13 protein-coding genes are annotated in these 17,755 nt (G+C 44.4%); 8 read left to right on the top strand and 5 right to left on the bottom strand.

Annotated elements, in window-relative coordinates:
- Nucleotides 1-10: 10 nt before the first annotated feature.
- Nucleotides 11-943 (bottom strand): lipoyl synthase, encoded by a 933-nt coding sequence (gene lipA / locus NIE88_RS16070; RefSeq protein ID WP_253063667.1) that lies wholly within the window; start codon nucleotides 941-943, stop codon nucleotides 11-13.
- Between the two features lie 37 nt (nucleotides 944-980).
- Entirely contained in the window at nucleotides 981-1,802 is an 822-nt protein-coding gene (gene lipM / locus NIE88_RS16065) for an octanoyltransferase LipM (protein WP_253063665.1), read from the bottom strand.
- Between the two features lie 523 nt (nucleotides 1,803-2,325).
- On the opposite strand from lipM, the gene NIE88_RS16060 reads away from it, so the two are divergent.
- Nucleotides 2,326-5,397 (top strand): DEAD/DEAH box helicase, encoded by a 3,072-nt coding sequence (locus tag NIE88_RS16060; RefSeq protein WP_253063663.1) that lies wholly within the window; start codon nucleotides 2,326-2,328, stop codon nucleotides 5,395-5,397.
- Nucleotides 5,397-5,951 (top strand): hypothetical protein, encoded by a 555-nt coding sequence (locus NIE88_RS16055; protein WP_253063661.1) that lies wholly within the window; start codon nucleotides 5,397-5,399, stop codon nucleotides 5,949-5,951. Before NIE88_RS16060 ends, NIE88_RS16055 begins: the two co-directional genes overlap by 1 nt.
- Here NIE88_RS16055 and NIE88_RS16050 read toward each other — a convergent pair.
- Complete coding sequence (locus NIE88_RS16050) at nucleotides 5,935-6,450, bottom strand: hypothetical protein (RefSeq protein WP_253063659.1); 516 nt, start codon at nucleotides 6,448-6,450, stop codon at nucleotides 5,935-5,937. The genes NIE88_RS16055 and NIE88_RS16050 overlap by 17 nt on opposite strands.
- A 691-nt stretch (nucleotides 6,451-7,141) precedes the next feature.
- On the opposite strand from NIE88_RS16050, the gene NIE88_RS16045 reads away from it, so the two are divergent.
- Genes NIE88_RS16045 through thrB form a run of 3 tightly spaced genes read left to right on the top strand, consistent with a single transcriptional unit; the run spans nucleotide 7,142 to nucleotide 10,396 of the window.
- Nucleotides 7,142-8,428: a homoserine dehydrogenase gene (locus NIE88_RS16045; RefSeq protein ID WP_253063658.1), complete on the top strand. Its 1,287-nt coding sequence runs from the start codon at nucleotides 7,142-7,144 to the stop codon at nucleotides 8,426-8,428.
- A 4-nt stretch (nucleotides 8,429-8,432) separates the two neighbouring features.
- The gene (gene thrC, locus NIE88_RS16040; protein ID WP_253063656.1) at nucleotides 8,433-9,491 is read left to right on the top strand and encodes a threonine synthase; all 1,059 of its coding nucleotides are present in this window, start codon (nucleotides 8,433-8,435) and stop codon (nucleotides 9,489-9,491) included.
- Nucleotides 9,488-10,396 carry a homoserine kinase gene (gene thrB / locus NIE88_RS16035; protein WP_253063654.1) on the top strand — a complete coding sequence of 303 codons (909 nt, stop codon included), beginning with the start codon at nucleotides 9,488-9,490 and terminating at the stop codon, nucleotides 10,394-10,396. Before thrC ends, thrB begins: the two co-directional genes overlap by 4 nt.
- Nucleotides 10,397-10,632: 236 nt before the next feature.
- Here the strand turns inward: thrB and NIE88_RS16030 are convergent, their stop codons facing one another.
- Nucleotides 10,633-11,472 carry a MurR/RpiR family transcriptional regulator gene (locus NIE88_RS16030; protein WP_253063652.1) on the bottom strand — a complete coding sequence of 280 codons (840 nt, stop codon included), beginning with the start codon at nucleotides 11,470-11,472 and terminating at the stop codon, nucleotides 10,633-10,635.
- Between the two features lie 477 nt (nucleotides 11,473-11,949).
- On the opposite strand from NIE88_RS16030, the gene hisC reads away from it, so the two are divergent.
- The 3 genes from hisC to serA all read left to right on the top strand — a co-directional run bounded on the left by hisC (nucleotide 11,950) and on the right by serA (nucleotide 16,244).
- Nucleotides 11,950-13,038: a histidinol-phosphate transaminase gene (gene hisC / locus NIE88_RS16025; protein ID WP_253063651.1), complete on the top strand. Its 1,089-nt coding sequence runs from the start codon at nucleotides 11,950-11,952 to the stop codon at nucleotides 13,036-13,038.
- Between the two features lie 439 nt (nucleotides 13,039-13,477).
- A complete protein-coding gene (locus NIE88_RS16020) occupies nucleotides 13,478-14,647 on the top strand; it encodes a pyridoxal-phosphate-dependent aminotransferase family protein (protein WP_253063650.1) in 1,170 nt (389 codons plus the stop codon).
- Entirely contained in the window at nucleotides 14,640-16,244 is a 1,605-nt protein-coding gene (gene serA / locus NIE88_RS16015) for a phosphoglycerate dehydrogenase (RefSeq protein WP_253063649.1), read from the top strand. The genes NIE88_RS16020 and serA overlap by 8 nt, the downstream gene beginning before the upstream one ends.
- Before the next feature lie 112 nt (nucleotides 16,245-16,356).
- Here serA and coaW read toward each other — a convergent pair whose 3' ends face one another.
- A complete protein-coding gene (coaW, locus tag NIE88_RS16010) occupies nucleotides 16,357-17,172 on the bottom strand; it encodes a type II pantothenate kinase (protein ID WP_253063648.1) in 816 nt (271 codons plus the stop codon).
- Nucleotides 17,173-17,755 lie beyond the last annotated feature (583 nt).

Here is a 17,755-nt window from a genome sequence, read left to right as displayed (position 1 = left end):
CTTTTAACATTCATGATTCAGCTCCCGTTTCTTTTTCAGTTTGACGAATCAGTTCGTCATGACGGCGGCGCGAATCTTCCCCAACCTGTTCATCGGCATGGTAGGATGAACGGGCTAGGGGTCCTGCCTCACAGTGCTTGAAGCCTTTTGCGAGTGCAATGTGCTTAAGCTCGTCGAATTCTTCCGGTGTATAATAGCGAATGACGTCCAAATGCTTTCGAGTCGGCTGCAAATATTGACCGATCACCATGATATCTACATGATTGGCAAGCAAATCATCCATTGCTTCAAGAATTTCTTCTTTTGTTTCACCGAGGCCAACCATAATGCTTGATTTTACAGGTGTATTGGGACTCAGTTCCTTCACCCGTTTGAGAACGGCAAGTGATCGATCATAGGTGGCGATTGCACGAACTCGTTTCGTAAGTCTACGAACGGTTTCAATATTATGATCGAAAATATCCGGCTTCGCATCCATCAGAGTCAGAATACTTTCATCATCGCCCTTCATGTCTGAAGGCAATACTTCAATGGTGCAATAAGGTGCTTTTCTTCGGATCGCGCGAATGGTTTCTGCGAAAACAAATGCTCCGCCATCCTTGAGATCATCTCGAGCGACTGCGGTCACAACAACATGGCGCAGACGCATTCTGCACACTGAATCTGCGACACGTTCAGGCTCGCGCAGATCCAATTCGGTCGGTCTTCCGGTCTTGACTGCACAAAAACGGCATCCTCTCGTACATACGTCACCTAGGATCATAAACGTCGCAGTCCGGCGAGTTGCCCAGCATTCATGAATATTCGGGCATTTTGCTTCCTCACATACTGTGTGCAGGCTCTCCTCCCTCATCAAATGTTTAATACCGCGATAATCCTGATTCGTATTGATTCGTATCTTAAGCCAATCCGGTTTCCTCAAATAGGATCTGCGCTTCTCCATACTAATTCCTCCTCATTTTTCAATAACTGATTTTCAATCATCTGGATTTGTTCCATTGATCTGTTTCATACTTTTGTTCTGCCAAAGCCAAGACGTTTCTTACATCCTTCTCAGTCAGTATCAGTGGTTGAAGCTGGATATCCAATCCTTTTTCAAAGCCGTGATAGAAGGCCTTCTTGACTTCCGCCAGATCGACTTTGCGCCCAAGCAGATCCTCAAGTGCAACCGCTTTGCCGGAAAAGGCACGCTTTGCCCGCTCCTTCAGTTTAGTGTTTGCGTAATAAAAACAATCAAAGAGTTCGTCTTCATCAACTGAAATCGGAATTGATCCATGCTGCAGGATCATTCCCTTCTGTCTTGTTTGTGCACTTCCTGCAGCTTTCCGTCCTTCAACGACCAGTTCATACCAGGACGCTTCCTCAAAGCATACCGGTGAGTGGGCACTTCCCGGCTTTGCGCTCGGAATAGCAAGATCCGCGCTTAATCCCATTGCTCGAAAACCTTCAAGCAATCCTTTGGATAAAACTCTGTATGCGCCGACAATCGAATGCGGCATATCCGGATCATCTTCGGGAATAACGACGCTATAGGTGAGTTCGTCATGATGGAGCACGGCGCGTCCGCCAGTCAAACGGCGTACACAGGTAACTTGATGCGCTTTTGTTCCTTCCCAATCAATTTTTCCGGCAGTCTTTTGAAAATAACCGATGGACAGACCCGGCGGATTCCATCCATAGAAACGAAGCACCGGCTGTCTCCGTCCCTTTGCTCCGCATTCAAGCAGATATTCATCAAGGGCCATGTTATATACCGGCGAATGAATACCTGAATCAATAAAATACCACTCTTTCTCTTTCATTTGTCAACCCGCCTTTACCTTCTGGCTTCGAGACTTCGTTCTCATGTATTCTTAAACAAAAACAAATGCAATCAATCGCAAATCTGCACACACAGAAAATGTGAGCGCTAACAATATTATAAGTCTCACACGTATAGTTTCATCATAATCTGTGCCATACTGTGATACAGTGCTCAAATATTCCCTCTGTTCATCATAACAAGAATACAATAAAAATGCATGCGCTTATCCATCGCATCATCTGATTGTCAGAAATTGAAGTATCTTCTTAATGATCGCTATGATACACTTATAGGATAGTAATTTTACACAAACGCAACTATTAACTGGGCAGATCATTGAATCTGTGACCGGTTGTTTCTATATAAATAATAACGGAACTTGATTTTCAATTTTTACTTTTTGGCTTTGTTAAAAGATTTTGTTGTTCGTACGATTTATTAATTGTTCATTTGCCGGTTTGATGAGCCATTAAAGAACATGATCGTTTAACATTACCTATTTTTTAAGGGGATCTTATTTAATGGATCGATTTCTTCAAATGACTTTTATTCCTCATATTGAAAATTCATGGAATTTTTTTCTCTGGTTTACCGACATAAACGGCGAAGTCCTGCCTTTTCCGAGCCGTTCTGCAGACAAGAAGCAGGTTCCCGGATGGCTGAGCGAAACATCTGCATATCCTTTTTTCCCTTACAGAGCGAAGTTTATTGATGATAAAAGTGACGCTGACGTTGACGGGGTCATTATGCCGATGGCCGGAGTCTTCCGCTTGATTCACGACGGGGCTATCCGGGAAGATCAACTAGGTATTTTCCCTGGACTCACAGTACAGTGGTTTCGTCAACTATCAGAAGCTGTAGACAGTTTATTAGAAAACGGACTTTTTTATCCCTTTTTCTATCATTTGAAACGCGGAAAAGAGGAACAATGCTATTTCTGTCATTGGATACCCGATGCACGCGTTCTCGCTGAAAGCGGTTTGTTTGCCGACTGGCTGAGCCGACTGCCGCGTCTCGCCTTTTCAATAGATGAACTGCAGGACCAAAGAGTACAGCAATGGGTCTACCTAGTTGTCATTTACTGGTTGAATACCATGATTCGTTCCGCTCAGAAAGCAACATTAAATCAGCCAATCGAATTAAAGAAAATAGATCATGATGCATTCCTGAATCAGATTGAAAACGGTAATCCTCTTATCGGAACAGACAAACCATGGATGGTTCTTCATGACCCGCAACAGATTGAACAGATGGATCAATTAGAATTTGAACTGGCCGGCTGGGTTCGCCCGGTTGCATCCGCACAATCCGATTCATGGGCACAGGCATTGTTGAACTATAAACGCGAACAAATGGAAGCCTATTTTGTTCCCGAAGAAGCAAACCTTATTCTTAAACCTGCAAATGCAGATGACTTGTTTTCTGTATCGTCCATTTGGGACTATACAATCAAAATTTGCGGCTGGCAAAATGGCAGACGTGCAGAGCGTTCGCCTGAAGAGGTTGCCATTCCGGCTTCTCTCAGCCAGGAAAACTGGTTATCTAAACGCTTGAATCTAATTAAAGGGCAAATACCGGAATCAATTGTTTCATTGTTCAAAGGAGTCTCCGACGGTTGCCTGTCAATACATGAACTCTCAGATCTCTATCAGTATGAGGATATCCTTGCAGATGCTTCTATTCTTGTCGTCTTTCCTGAAAATGTCGCGATTCAAGATGCTCCGTCAGTAACTGTTGATTTGGACATTCATCAGAAAAAAAGCGGAAGCGAAACATCACTTTTCAGCTTGGATTCGTTAATTACTTATGATTGGCGCATTGCAATCGGAGATATTCAACTAAGCACTGAAAAATTCAGGCAACTGGTCCGTGCCAATCAGCCGTTTATCCATCAAGGAAATCAGTGGATTCATTTGCCTGTTCATCAAATGATGAAGGCTTACGAAGAGATGGAAGATGCACTCAGCTTATTTGATACGAAACCGAGTGTTTCTGCAGCAATAAAAATCGAAGCAACACGACGACGCAAACGAAATGGCAGAATCAAAATGAATATTGATTCTGAAATCGGCAATTATCTGAGTCAATTATTAAAGAAGCCTTCTCGCAGCGTCCCAGTGCCTGATACATTTGTCGGCAGTCTACGTTCGTACCAGAAACGAGGCTATACATGGCTTGTTAATTTACGCCGTCAGCATGTCGGTGGCTGTCTCGCCGATGATATGGGACTGGGCAAAACGGTTCAAGCGATCGCCTATCTCGATTATTGCAAACAGCATCCCGAAGAGGCACCGTCCGATTCCACACACCCAAAAGGACCTGCCTTGATTATTTGTCCGACTTCGCTGGTTGCAAACTGGAATCATGAATGCGCAGCATTTTCCCCTCAGCTTGATCTGTATATTCATCATGGTACGAACCGGTTGCGCGGAAAAGCGTTCCATGAGCGTCTTCGTGCCTGCGATGTCATCGTGACCAGCTATGCCATCTACACAAAAGAAGCAGGCGAAATGCTGGCCTACAATTGGAGTTGTGTCATTCTTGATGAAGCACAGGCAATCAAAAATCCGCGGGCACAGAAAACACGGGCACTTCGCCCGATTAAGACCGCGCATCGTCTTGTATTGACTGGTACGCCGATTGAAAATCGCCTTGAGGAACTCTGGTCGATCATGAATTTTTTGAATCCGGGCTACCTCGGATCACTTGAACGTTTTCGCGCGCAGTTTATTCATCCGATTGAGAAAAAGAATAACCGTTCCAAAGCGCGCCAGCTCACACAAATGATTCGCCCCTTTCTCCTGCGTCGTGAGAAAACTGATAAGAAAATTATTCGTGACCTACCCGAAAAGGTGGAAGCAACACGAATCTGCAACTTAACCAAAAATCAAGCGTCCCTTTATCAATCCATAGTAAACAGGTTGAAGAAAAACGTTGCGGAGACAGGCGGGATTCAGAGAAAAGGACTGATCTTGTCGACATTGACCAAACTGAAGCAAGTTTGCGATCATCCTTCATTAGTTAGCGATCCATCCGCGGCCGGTGACTGGTCGTCCGGTAAACTTGATCTATTGTTTCAAATACTTGATCCTCTATTTGAACAAGATGAGAAGGTTCTTCTTTTTACGCAATATGTAAAAATGGGAAAACTTTTGCTTGAAGAAGTGCAGCGAAAATATCCGGACGCTGCTGTTTTCTTTCTTAACGGTGCCTTAAATGCCGAACAGCGTCAGAAAATGATCGACAAATTTCAGAGTCCTAATCATAAGAAAACACTTTTCATCCTTTCACTTAAGGCCGGCGGGGTGGGAATTAATTTGACAGAGGCAGGATACGTGATCCACTATGACCGCTGGTGGAATCCGGCTGTCGAAGAACAGGCTACTGACAGAGCCTACCGGATTGGTCAAGAACACAACGTCTATGTCTATAAACTGATTTGCGAAGGAACACTTGAAGAGAGAATCGACCGGCTGATTGAACGAAAAAAAAGCCTGCAGAAACAGATTCTCAGTGGCGGAGAGTCGTGGCTGACAGAAATGAGCGATCAGGAACTGTTAAATCTGATTCAATTACATGAAGGAGTGGTGTAATGGTGCGCAGACTTATGTTTCGCAATGCCAGACTGGCCGGATGGCTTGCTGATTATGCGGCAAAAACGCAGCAAAATGCATTCGAACGGGGTCTAATGCTGTACGACAAGCATCGAGTATGGGATTATCATGCGTCGAATCAAGGATTGCACGCTAGTGTCGAAGACATCCACAGCACTTTTTTTCAGATCGACATTTACTGGAATGTCGAGCAATCCGAAGCGACTTTTCCCACAAATATCGGCACAATGACCGCACATTGCGGCTGCACGTCAACTGCTCCATTTTGCGAACACATAACGGCTGCAATTATTTATTGGATCATGCGCCTCGATAAGACAAATGAAGTCGATAAAGTTGAATCAGCGATCGATCAGGGAGACAGTCCCGCCTACCGCAACCTGATCGCAGCCTTAAAGAAGCGGGCAGCGAAGGAAACGCCGAGCTATCAACGTTTTGATACGAGCAGACTGAGCATGCGCCCAGATCTTCAAAACAGTGCCGCAGAAATTGTTAAGACCCTTATGGCGCAGACAGCTAAAAAGAAAGAATAAATAAATGATCAGCGGCCGGTACTGATCGAGCTTTGTTTTTCTCTAATCGTTTATTTTTTACAAGATAAGGATCAGCATTGTCTTGTCCAATGCCTGTTCGGGACATAGCCGTCACCCCATGAGGAAGAAGGGCGCTGATTAACGCATCAATCTGTCTCGCAGATGCGACAGCCGTCACAATGTATGTTGAATCTCTGATGTCAGTGAACGTAGCTTGATACTTTGAGATCAAATGGCTGACATGGCAAGCATCCGCTTCTGATGAGAGCAACAGACATATCGTCACGAGTTCGCAATCACTTTGCGGGTCGGTTTGTTTTAATTCATGAGCACTGCTTGCTGCCTTTGTCTTTGCAAGCTCATATGTGACAGCGGTTGTATCTGCATGACGCGTCACGCAGACCTTTTTTGTGTAACGATCCCTGCCTCCCAGCGCATTTGAAAGATAATCATACAGCTCATCCTGATTCGTTAATTCGACGTTCATGTTCTGTTCCATTCTCGCTCACCCTCATTTCACCTATGTATCACACATATCTGCCATTTGATTGCTACTATCATTAAAAAACAAAAAACCTTTTCGTCCCGCACAAATAAATGTGCAGGGGCGAAAAGGTTTGGCTTTTCACGTTCCACCCGGCTTCCCAATGTTTTCACAAATATTGGCTCGGTAACTGTATCCTCAAGCTTGAGATCAGTCATTTTTGTAACAAGTGACCGGCACTCGTTCTGTCCTAATGTTTTCAGACAGACACTCAAGGGTGGTATGTTCATGTGCCGGCTACCGGGTTTTCACCATTCCCGATTCTCTACAAACCTTTCTCACATGACAAGTCCCTATCAACACTTTAATTTATTAAACGATTGACGATTGGCATTTATCGTAACGTATTTTTCACTGACGGTCAACCCCATAACTATATTTTTCAATCGTTTTCGCTCATAACCCTTTTCTAATTAGCGGGCGGCGAAAACTCATGACGTTTTCTCAGCTCGGGCAGACACAATTGCCAAGAAAAATTGTCTTGTTGTTGCTCAAGCTTCGGGTTATAATGCAAGATACATAACGTTGTACGTTATTTTACTGAAAAATAGAAAAGTGCGGACAGTTTCGTTAACATGCTGCCTGCGCCTTAATCTGTGATCACGTGAGCACATTAGCCGCGTGTGCATATGAGGAGTGATGAGAATTGAAGAAGGTGTCCGTAGGCTTGCTTGGATTCGGAACAGTCGGAACGGGCGTTGTCAGATTGCTTACCAAAGACAAAGAACGGCTTGAAAAACGCACAGGTTGCGAAATTCATCTGGAAAAAGTACTCGTTCGAAACAAAAACAGGCCGAGAAAAGTGCTCATCGATAACCGAAACTTAACCACAGATGTCTATGAAATTCTTGACCATCCAGAAATAAATGTAATTATTGAATTGATTGGCGGCGTAGATCAAACGTATCAATATATTCTGCGAGCGCTTAAAAATAAGAAAAACGTCATTACTGCCAATAAAGATCTTATGGCTTCTTACGGGGAAGAATTACTCTTAGAAGCAAAAGCGAATCATTGCGATCTTTATTACGAAGCGAGTGTTGCCGGCGGCATTCCTATTTTAAGGACACTGACCGACGGTCTGGCAGCTGATCGTATTCAGAAATTGATCGGAATTGTAAACGGGACGACCAACTATATTTTGAGCAAAATGAGCGGGGACGGCCTGTCCTATGAAAAAGCGCTCGCATCTGCCCAAAAGCTGGGGTTTGCCGAAGCGGATCCGACTTCGGATGTTGAGGGCCTGGATGCTGCTCGAAAAATGGTCATTTTAAGTCATCTCGCCTATTCTATTCCTGTGAAACTGGACGATGTGAAAATTAAAGGGATCACTGATGTGACGCGTGAAGATATTGTTTTTGCTAAAAGGCTAGGGTATACGATTAAGTTGGTCGGCATCTCCGAAGTCAATAACGGCGATATTGATGTACGCGTCGAACCGACGCTTCTTCCGGACGGCCATCCGCTCGCCGCAGTAGAGAATGAAAACAATGCGATCTACGTTTATAGTTCCGCTCTCGGCGAAACCATGTATTATGGGGCCGGAGCGGGCGAAGGACCGACCGCGGTATCAGTAGTTTCGGATCTTCTTTCAGTTGTCCGCAATATCTCGCTTGGCGTTACCGGTAATCATATTTTTTTACCGAAAAAAGAATTGCACGCCCGCAAAGATAATCTTGTTGAGAGTCAATTCTTTGTTCGCATGCATATGAAAGACGAACCCGGTTCATTCTCAAAGCTGACTGATCTTTTTAGGGAGCAGCAGATCAACCTCGAAAAGCTTTATCAGGAACCGATTCCGGGGCGTGATGTTGCAGAAGTTGCTCTTGTCACTCACGTCACAAACAAAGTACTTTTTGAAAAATCATTTGATATGCTGAAACAGTTGGATGTTATTGTGAACGCTAAATATTTCCGTGTTGAAAGGGGTTAAAATCATGGTTTGGAAAGGTTTAATGGAAACGTATAAGGATGTTTTGCCGGTTACGGATAAAACACCTCGATTGACTTTGCTTGAAGGAAACACACCGCTTATTCCACTTGAAAAACTGTCTGAGCAATTAGGCTGCGAAATTTATGGAAAATTCGAAGGTCTAAACCCAACAGGAAGTTTTAAAGACCGAGGCATGTTTCTCGCCGTTGCAAAGGCAAAGGAAAGCGGAAGCACAGGTGTCATCTGTGCCTCGACAGGAAACACATCGGCATCTGCTGCCGCCTACAGTGCGCGCGCAGGAATGGACTGCATCATTGTTATTCCTAAAGGCAAAATTGCTTTAGGCAAACTCGCACAATCCGTCATGTACGGCGCAAAGATCTTTGAAGTCAACGGAAATTTTGATCAAGCATTGGATATCGTACGTTATACGGGTGCTCACTCTGATTTTACCATTGTCAACTCGATTAATCCGTTTCGACTTGAGGGACAGAAGACGGGCGCTTACGAAATTGTTGATCAATTGGACGGCGCTCCGGACGTGCTCTGTATCCCTGTCGGTAATGCCGGAAATATCTCTGCATACTGGAAAGGCTTTAAAGAACTGCGTGACAAGAAACAGATTGCCGCTCCGGAAATTCACGGATTCGAAGCAGAAGGTTCCGCAGCAATTGTCAAAAACAAAGTCATTGAAAATCCCGAAACAATTGCGACCGCGATTCGAATCGGCAATCCGGCCAGCTGGAAGCTTGCAGTCGCTGCTGAGAAAGAGTCAGGCGGAGAAATTGACTCGGTAACCGACGAAGAGATTATTGCTGCATACAAGTTGATCGCTCGAACTGAAGGCGTTTTTGCTGAGCCTGCTTCCTGTGCATCTGTCGCCGGCTTAATGAAACACATTGCCGCAGGAAAAATTAAAAAAGGTTCGAAAATCGTCTGTATATTGACCGGAAACGGCTTGAAAGATCCGACTACGGCAATGAATACGCTGACGATTGAACCGACAATTATCGGTGCCGAAGCTTCTGCAGTTGTCGATCATCTCCAGCAGGTGTCCAAATGAGCAAGCCGCTGGCATTTCAAATAAGAGTGCCGGGAAGCACGGCTAATCTTGGACCGGGATTCGACTCGATTGGTCTGGCGGTCGGGCGTTATCTGCGCTTAGAGGCGGTCAAGGCAGAATCATGGGCTTTCCATTATGTGAATCAGCCCTCGTTTCGACCTGCACTAGAAAGCAATCTGATTTATGTTACGGCAAAAAAGATTGCTGACGAGCATGGAAAGACACTGCCTGCCTACTCTGTGGATGTGTTTAACGATATTCCGCTCTCACGCGGTCTGGGCAGCAGTGGATCTGCCATCATCGCAGGCATTGAGCTTGCTGATGTTCTGCTCGATCTCAACCTCTCTCCGGAGGACAAGTCATGGATTGCCTGCCAGGCCGAAGGTCATCCTGATAATGTCACGGCTTCACTCTACGGTGGAATGGTTATCTCGACACAATCGAAAACAAAGGTAGTCAGTGTGCGCCTGCCTGCTCCAAAATTTGATTTGGTGACGGTCATTCCCAACTTCGAATTAAAAACAAGCGAGGCACGCAAAGTCCTGCCTGAAGCATTGCCCTTCAAGCAAGCCATCGAAGCGAGCAGTATCGGCAATGTACTGGTGGCATCTCTGCTGAGCGGGGACGGAGTGTCCGCAGGCAAAATGATGGAGAGCGACAAATTTCACCAGCCATACCGTGCAAAACTGATCCCTGATATGGATGAGATCACGCATATAGCACGAAAAAACGGAGCATACGGTACCTTTCTAAGCGGTGCAGGGCCAACAGTCATGTCACTGGTTGATCGAAACAAAAGCACGTATTTATGCGATTCCCTGCAAAAAAGGTTCCAAGATTACGAATGTATTATCTTGAAACCGGTGAACGACGGCGTGCAGACACATATCGTATCTGCCAAATAATTTAAAAATACTTGCGAACAATTTTTTCTTCTCAAGGCCATAAATAGAAACCTCCTCATCTGCTCAAACTAAGAGCAAATGAGGAGGCTTTTTGATGAAAGTAAAAATTGGCTGGGGGTTTATTTTTTTATTTGCCGCTATTCTTGGCGGTTTATACGTCCTGTTTCTAGTCATGAATTCCCAATGACCAGCAATCAGATACCATCCATTGTAATCGTTTGTAATACATGTCGGAATCATCCCTGTAACAGTGCATCCTGCTGATGATTGTCCATCAACTGCAGTTTTTGACGCTGCTTCATAACACTGACAAAAAGCGCATCAATTAAAGTCATCTGAGCAGCGCGTGCCGTATAGGATTCAGATCTGAAATCAGTCGGAACAGAGACTGTGTGCAGTGAGACGTCCATCAGTTCTGCAAGCAACGATTTCATAAATCCCGTGATTCCAATCGCCGGACAACGTTTTTGTTTCACCGTTTTAGCAACTTGAACAAGGTGCTTATCTGAAGCAGAGTATGAAATAAATACTGCAGCATCACGCTCAGTCAGTTGTGAGGCCGACAACATTTGAAACTCTCCGTCACTCGGAGCGTAGGTCATGATCCCTGCTCGCACAAATTTTCTATGCGCTTCCTGAGCAATCAAGGCTGAACCGCTGCTCCCGAAAAATGCAATTCGTTGTGAGTGTGCTAAAATGGAAACAGCTTGTTTAAAGCATTCACTATTTAAAATCTGATACGTATTTTCCAATGTACGGATGTTGTCTTGAAACACTTGTTCGGCTAAATTTAAGACATCGTCTTGTCTCGTCTTGGGCATTTCTCCAAAGCGCTTATTTCGCGCAATATCAGAGGCAAGCACTATTTTCATTTCTTGAAATCCCTTAAAATCTAATCGGCGGCAAAAACGAAAAACAGTTGCATCCGCTACCTTAATCCTCGCCGAAACTTGATTAATACTGCTGTGAATCGTTTCCTTTGGGTTATTTAAAATATAATCAGCAATTCTGCGTTCTTTCTCACTCAAGTGCGGATAGGCTGACTGAATACGAACAATACATTGACTCTCTGCCATTCGTAATCCCCTCCTTCATCTATAATTCTATTGTACATCAAACGCTTACATTTGAAAATAATTTTCTGCAAACGTTTTCTATTTTTGTTTCTTGTTCCATTTTACGCATCTATTCATGTACGATAAATCAATGCATCACCCATTCTGGTAAACAAGTTATTTATCTGCCCCTTTTACAGATGCTGACTCTGCTAAGGTTCTCTTTACATTTAAAGTTTTCCATGATTAAATGTAATAGGTAAAAAAGCTCCAGAATCCTTGATGCAGCAGATTTTGTTAACATTAAGGTGTGGTTTATTTATTGGCTTTTCACGTTTTTTGGAATGCTGAAAAGTTCATCAAACAAACAGTTTTAACAACATGATTGTTTCACATCACCACTATTAAAGCTGCCTGTATCTTGGTGGCATAAGTCCTATAACCGAATAATGTGGTAGGAGAAATGTTTTGATCCGGAAAATATGAGGAGCGGTATCTATGTTTAAGAAAAATCTTGAAAAATTAAGGGCTTATGATCCCGGCCCATCGGTTGATAGAATAAAAAAGAAGTATGGTTTGAAGCGCATAGTAAAATTAGACTCCAATGAGAATGTGTACGGCGCATCGCCGAATGTACGCAAAGCAATCACTCAGGATGCTCTGCTTCCTGAGCTTTATCCGGACTGCCAAAATACTGAACTCAGGTATGAACTTTCACGAAGGCTGGGGGTAAAAGAGGATCGTTTTCTCTTTGGAGCCGGCCTGGATGAAATGATTGTCTTAATCAGCCGTGCATTTCTTGACTCGGACAGCAGCATGATCATGGCCTGGCCGACCTTTTATGAATATTACTGCCATGCTCAAATTGAAGGTGCCACGACAAAAAAAATACCTTGTGACAAAAACGGCAAACATGACTGGCAAGCGATGCTTGAGGCCATTGACGAAACAACGAAGGTCATTTGGATCTGCAACCCAAACAATCCGACCGGCACCTATTTAGCGAAATCCGAACTGGATCAGTTTATTCAAGCAGTTCCTAAACACGTGCTGATTGTCATTGACGAAGCCTATATTGATTTTGTTACAGCGAAGGACTTTCCAAATGGCTTAGACTATCTTGCGACAAATGAAAATGTACTTGTGCTTCGGACATTCTCTAAATCGTATGGGCTTGCCTCCTTCCGAATCGGCTATGCGATCGGCAGTCTGCCCGTTGTCGAAGAAATCGGCAAAGTGCGTCCTCCTTTCAACAACCCGAGGTTAAGTCAAGTTGCTGCCCTTGCCGCGCTTAAGGACAACTGTTTCAAAGATGCATGTGTGCTTAAAAATAACGAGGTTCTGTCGGTGATAACCGCTTTTCTCGATAAAAAAGGCATTTCCTACTATGGTACTCAGGCAAATTTCATCTATATTAAAGTTGCCGAACCGAAACAGGTAGCTCTGTATTGCAAGAAAAAAGGGTTCCTAATAAACCCTTTTCAGGACGGGGTAAGGGTTACGATCGGCAAAATGGACGACATGAAATGCTTTCTTCAGATTCTTGAACAGGCAATTTTTGAAACATCGGCTGAACCAAGCAAATAATTAGACCTTCCAATAGTTCTGAAGAAATCAAAATATTTTTCTTTACAAACAATCAGATAGCTGTTACAATTTGGTCACAATAAGTTAATCATTCTAATCATGACAATTGTGATGATGGAGACAGCATTGATTGGGAATTCGTTCTCAGAGAGTCGGCATTAGGCTGAAAGCCGGTACAATTCACAGTCAATTGAGCACTCCGAAACAAATCGGCGGAAAATTGCTGCAAAGTAAAGAGCAGTAGTGTGTATGCAGGTTCGGTTTAAAGCCGTTATCGATTCCAACGAAGGCCGACTTTTTTGTCGGTAAATGAGGGTGGCACCGCGAATACCAACGTCCCTCGCAGTATGTAAATCATGCTGCGGGGGACGTTTTTATTTTTTCAGGAAACCGGCGATCACTATGGCGCTGCTTCACAAATTAAAGAGAAACAGGAAGGATGAGTCAATTGTTTTTAAATCAGACGTATTTGTTTACACCCGGACCGACCCCTATTCCAAATCAAGTCAACACCGCAATGGCACGTCCGATGATTGGACATCGGAGTCCGGACTTCTCCATACTGATTGAAGATGTCGCCACACGGCTTCAGCCTATTTTCGGAACAAAGCATCCTGTCATGATTTTAACCAGCAGCGGTACGTCGGCGCTTGAAGCAGCAGTTGTGAATACAATTCACGAAGGCGACCATGCAGTCGTCATCGTTGCTGGATCATTCGGTGATCGCCTTGCTTCGATTGCGGAAAATTATGGCGCAACAGTGCACCGCTTAAACATTGAATGGGGCAAATCCTGTTCACCGGAACAGCTTGCAGCATTTATCGATACCCTTGAAGGAACACCAGTCAAAGCGGTATTCGGAACATTCAATGAAACCTCAACAGGCGTTCTGAATCCGATTCACGCGCTTGGAAAAGTTGTCAAAGAAAAAACCGGTGCTCTATTCATCGTAGACGGTGTCAGCTGCATCGGTGCCGTCCCGGTTGATATGGAAAGTGATCATATTGATATTCTCGTCACAAGTTCACAAAAAGCACTGATGCTTCCGCCGGGTCTTGCATTCGCCGCATTCAGCGATCGAGGATTGAAAGCAATTCGCGAATGTCCGGAAAGGCGTTTCTATCTCGACCTGAAACGCTATGTCGATACTTATGAAAAACAAAAATCAACACCGTTCACTCCGGCTGTCTCACTCATTCAGGGCGCTCAAGCCGTTTGCGACATGATTGAAGAAGAAGGTTGGAATAACGTGGTCAAGCGTCATGTGCTTCTGCGCGACATGATGCGTGCCGGAATTCGCGAACTTGGTCTGCCGCTTCTGACAACCGAAGAAGATGCTTCGCCAACCGTTACGGCCGTTAAGCCGGAAGGTATTTCTGCTCCGGATATTCAAAAAGCATTGAAAAAAAACTTTTCCATTACCATTGCCGGCGGTCAAAAGGATCTTAAAGGAAAAATTTTCCGTATTGGACATATGGGCTACTGCACACCGTTCGACATTCTTAAAGTATTGAGCGCACTCGAGCTGACGCTTGCAAAATTCGGACAGGCGCCTCGATTCGGTGCGGCAGTAAGAAAGGCTGAGGAGGTCTATGCAGAAAATGTATAAGGTTATTGTTACTGATCCAATCAGCGAGAACGGCCTGAATGCCTTAACAAGTAATCAAGAATTTCAAGTTGATCAGCAGACCGGTCTGGATCCTGCGGTTCTCGTTGAAGTGATTAAAGATTATGATGCACTGATTGTACGCAGTCAAACACAAGTGACCCGCGAAATCATTCAAGCTGCCGACCGGATGAAAGTAATCGCCCGCGCAGGTGTCGGCGTCGACAATATCGACATTGAAGCCGCTACTGAAAAAGGAATCATTGTCATTAATGCGCCGGCAGGCAACACAATTGCTGCAACGGAACACACAATGGCAATGATGCTGTCGCTTGCTCGCAACATCCCTCAGGCTTACGGATCGCTTACTTCAGGTAAGTGGGAACGCAAACTTTTCAAGGGGGTCGAACTCTACCAAAAAACGCTAGGCGTTGTTGGCATGGGCAGGATCGGTACCGAAGTGGCCAAACGGGCAAAAGGTTTTCAAATGAACATTCTCGGCTACGATCCGTTTCTAACCGAAGATCGTGCGAAGAAATTGGGAATTATTAAAGCAAGCTTGGATGAAATTGCGGAGCAAGCCGATTTCATTACCGTTCATACTCCGCTAACCGCTGAGACACGCGGTCTGATCAACGCCGATTATTTTGCTAAAACCAAAAAAGGCGTCCGCATCATTAATTGTGCGCGCGGCGGTATCATTGAGGAACAAGCGCTTGTCGATGCTGTAAACAGCGGTCAAGTTGCCGGGGCAGCGATTGATGTATTCGAACATGAACCGCCTGAAAATGCCGGACTTACTCGGAATCCGCGCATCATTGTTACACCACATCTCGGTGCATCAACCACCGAAGCACAAGAAAAAGTTGCTGAATCAGTTAGTGAAGAAATTGTCGGTATCTTTACTTCGGGAAGTGTGCAGCATGCCATTAACCTGCCGCATATTTCAGCGTCCGTACAGCAGAAAATCCGTCCCTATCTCACATTAAGTGAACAAATGGCCGAATTTTTGATGCAGGTTTTCAAAAAAGCACCAAATAAAATAAACATTAATTACTATGGCGAGCTCTTTTTAGAAGATACAGGGCTGCTCACTCGTCAAATGATTAAAGCACTGCTTTCCTATTACTTGGATTCTTCAATCAATATCGTCAATGTCATGCAAGTACTCAAGGCGCACAGCCTCTCATACAGCGTACAAAAAAATGCGGCTCATAAAGGGTTCACGAACTTTATCGAACTGGAGATCGTAAATGGCGACGATAAAGCAACGATCGCCTGCACGTATTTAACTGGATTTGGCGGGCGCATTGTTTCCATCAATGGTTATCGTCTTGATATGGAACCGGAAAAATACCTGCTCTATATTGATCACATGGACGTACCCGGCATGATCGGAAACGTCGGATCAATTCTTGGAAAAGGCAGCATCAACATCGGCAGCATGTACGTCGGCCGGCAAACAATCGGCGGTAAAGCAGTCATGGTCCTTACTGTTGATAAACCCGTACCGGACGGCCTTCGCGATGAATTGCTCAGTATTGAAGACTTAAATGATGTTCAGTTCGTTGAAATCGACATTCCGAATGATGAAAACTAATCATTTCTAAACTATGTCAGCCGCCTATCCTGTTTTTCAGCGATAGGTGTTTTTTTGTGAAAATGATTAAATGATGGTAAAACAACATCATTTTTATTTTTTAACAAGACCATTATGAGAGAGCAGCACCTATAGCCCCGCAAAATGATCCATGTTCCGGAATAATTGGTGTTAAGCCCCATTGCCTGCTATAGCGAGTGACAATACCCTGAAGCAAAGAATTATCGACAAAGGAGCTCCCGATATAAACGACCGTTTTTACTTCAGCTTTTTGTGCAGCCAAGACACTAAGCGAGGTAACGGTCTCAGCAACGAGTCCAATTACCGAGGCAACCTGATCGGCCGGAGATGGGGAGATTGATTCGGCGGATGCAGCTCCAAAGTTACTTGCAGTCAGATCACCGGGAATCGGCGGTGTCTCACCTTCATAGATTCGTGCCACCGTTAAATCAATTGAATCTCTTTTTCCATGCTCAGCACACTGAATCAATTTCGAATAATCGTAAACGCCTGTAAGCAGTCCCGACAGCCCTATTAGTGTCCCTCCCCCAACTCCTGTTCCACCCATCCACTCCTGTTTCATTCCTTTAACGTGATTTAGTGACGTTCCGGTTCCGACATTTGTAAGGATGAAATCCCCGAGGCTGGTATGTCCTTCATTGTTAAGCAGCTCCCGGGCCCCGGCACATGAGGCAGAGAACTCTGGGATGAGTGTCAAATCCTGTCGTTTAAGTTTCGCCCGGATTATGCTCGCTTTGCCTCCGGTAATGCAAAGATGACGGTGTACGCAATGTGTATTCAGCCATCTGATGCACTCTTTCATCTGCTTGGTAGGAAATGATTGATACACCCACCCTTTTTCAGTCTGCATCGCAACCTTGCATAGCGTTCCGCCTGCATCAATACCTGCCTTTTCAATAGTTACCATCCATTCTCCTCTTCCCCTATTAATTTACAGATAAGAAAAACCGGGCAAAAAGCGCTCGATCCTTACTTCCGTAGGATGCGATGGCTTTCGCGTTTCTCCGTATAAAATAAGCGGAGATTTTCCGGTTATATGAATCATGGCGTTTTTTTGCGGGTACATAAGGGGAATTTTTCTGCTTATGCAAAACAAAACCCTCCATTTTCACGTTTTTCAATTCGATAAACGGAATTTCTCCGTCTATTTAAGCAATTTTTTCATTCTTTTTTTAATTAAGCGGAATTTTTCCGTTTATTTCTCAGATTGGGCGCTTAACCTGCTCGCCAAACCGATAAGTCGATCAGTGCGGAGTGGAAATCAGTAGCTTATGCCGTTGATTGTCGTATCAACAAGGCAAAGCGACAAATTTTCTTTACCTGTTAGAAAAATTTGGCGAGGCCAAGTCCTTGACGCTGGCGAAACTTGCACAGGATGTGGTGGTTTCGACATTGATGGGCGTAAGTGAACTTAGTCGAAGCTCCTCTTCCTTTTTTTATACTGATATTGCTAAAACTTGGCTTCGCTAAGACTCTGACAAAGGTGAAGG

It is taken from the genome of Sporolactobacillus shoreicorticis (assembly GCF_024125445.1).
Taxonomy (GTDB): Bacteria; Bacillota; Bacilli; order Bacillales; family Sporolactobacillaceae; genus Sporolactobacillus; species Sporolactobacillus shoreicorticis.
This window is presented reverse-complemented; position numbering and strand designations above follow the sequence as displayed.

Bases quoted from the DNA above. Each gene is read 5' to 3' on its own strand.
- NIE88_RS16050 (WP_253063659.1), bottom strand. From the start codon at position 6,450: ATGGAACAGAACATGAACGTCGAATTAACGAATCAGGATGAGCTGTAT.
- lipA (WP_253063667.1), bottom strand. From the start codon at position 943: ATGGAGAAGCGCAGATCCTATTTGAGGAAACCGGATTGGCTTAAGATA.
- NIE88_RS16020 (WP_253063650.1), top strand. From the start codon at position 13,478: ATGAGTCAATTGTTTTTAAATCAGACGTATTTGTTTACACCCGGACCG.
- NIE88_RS16055 (WP_253063661.1), top strand. From the start codon at position 5,397: ATGGTGCGCAGACTTATGTTTCGCAATGCCAGACTGGCCGGATGGCTT.
- hisC (WP_253063651.1), top strand. From the start codon at position 11,950: ATGTTTAAGAAAAATCTTGAAAAATTAAGGGCTTATGATCCCGGCCCA.
- thrC (WP_253063656.1), top strand. From the start codon at position 8,433: ATGGTTTGGAAAGGTTTAATGGAAACGTATAAGGATGTTTTGCCGGTT.
- NIE88_RS16060 (WP_253063663.1), top strand. From the start codon at position 2,326: ATGGATCGATTTCTTCAAATGACTTTTATTCCTCATATTGAAAATTCA.
- NIE88_RS16030 (WP_253063652.1), bottom strand. From the start codon at position 11,472: ATGGCAGAGAGTCAATGTATTGTTCGTATTCAGTCAGCCTATCCGCAC.
- serA (WP_253063649.1), top strand. From the start codon at position 14,640: ATGTATAAGGTTATTGTTACTGATCCAATCAGCGAGAACGGCCTGAAT.
- thrB (WP_253063654.1), top strand. From the start codon at position 9,488: ATGAGCAAGCCGCTGGCATTTCAAATAAGAGTGCCGGGAAGCACGGCT.
- lipM (WP_253063665.1), bottom strand. From the start codon at position 1,802: ATGAAAGAGAAAGAGTGGTATTTTATTGATTCAGGTATTCATTCGCCG.
- coaW (WP_253063648.1), bottom strand. From the start codon at position 17,172: ATGGTAACTATTGAAAAGGCAGGTATTGATGCAGGCGGAACGCTATGC.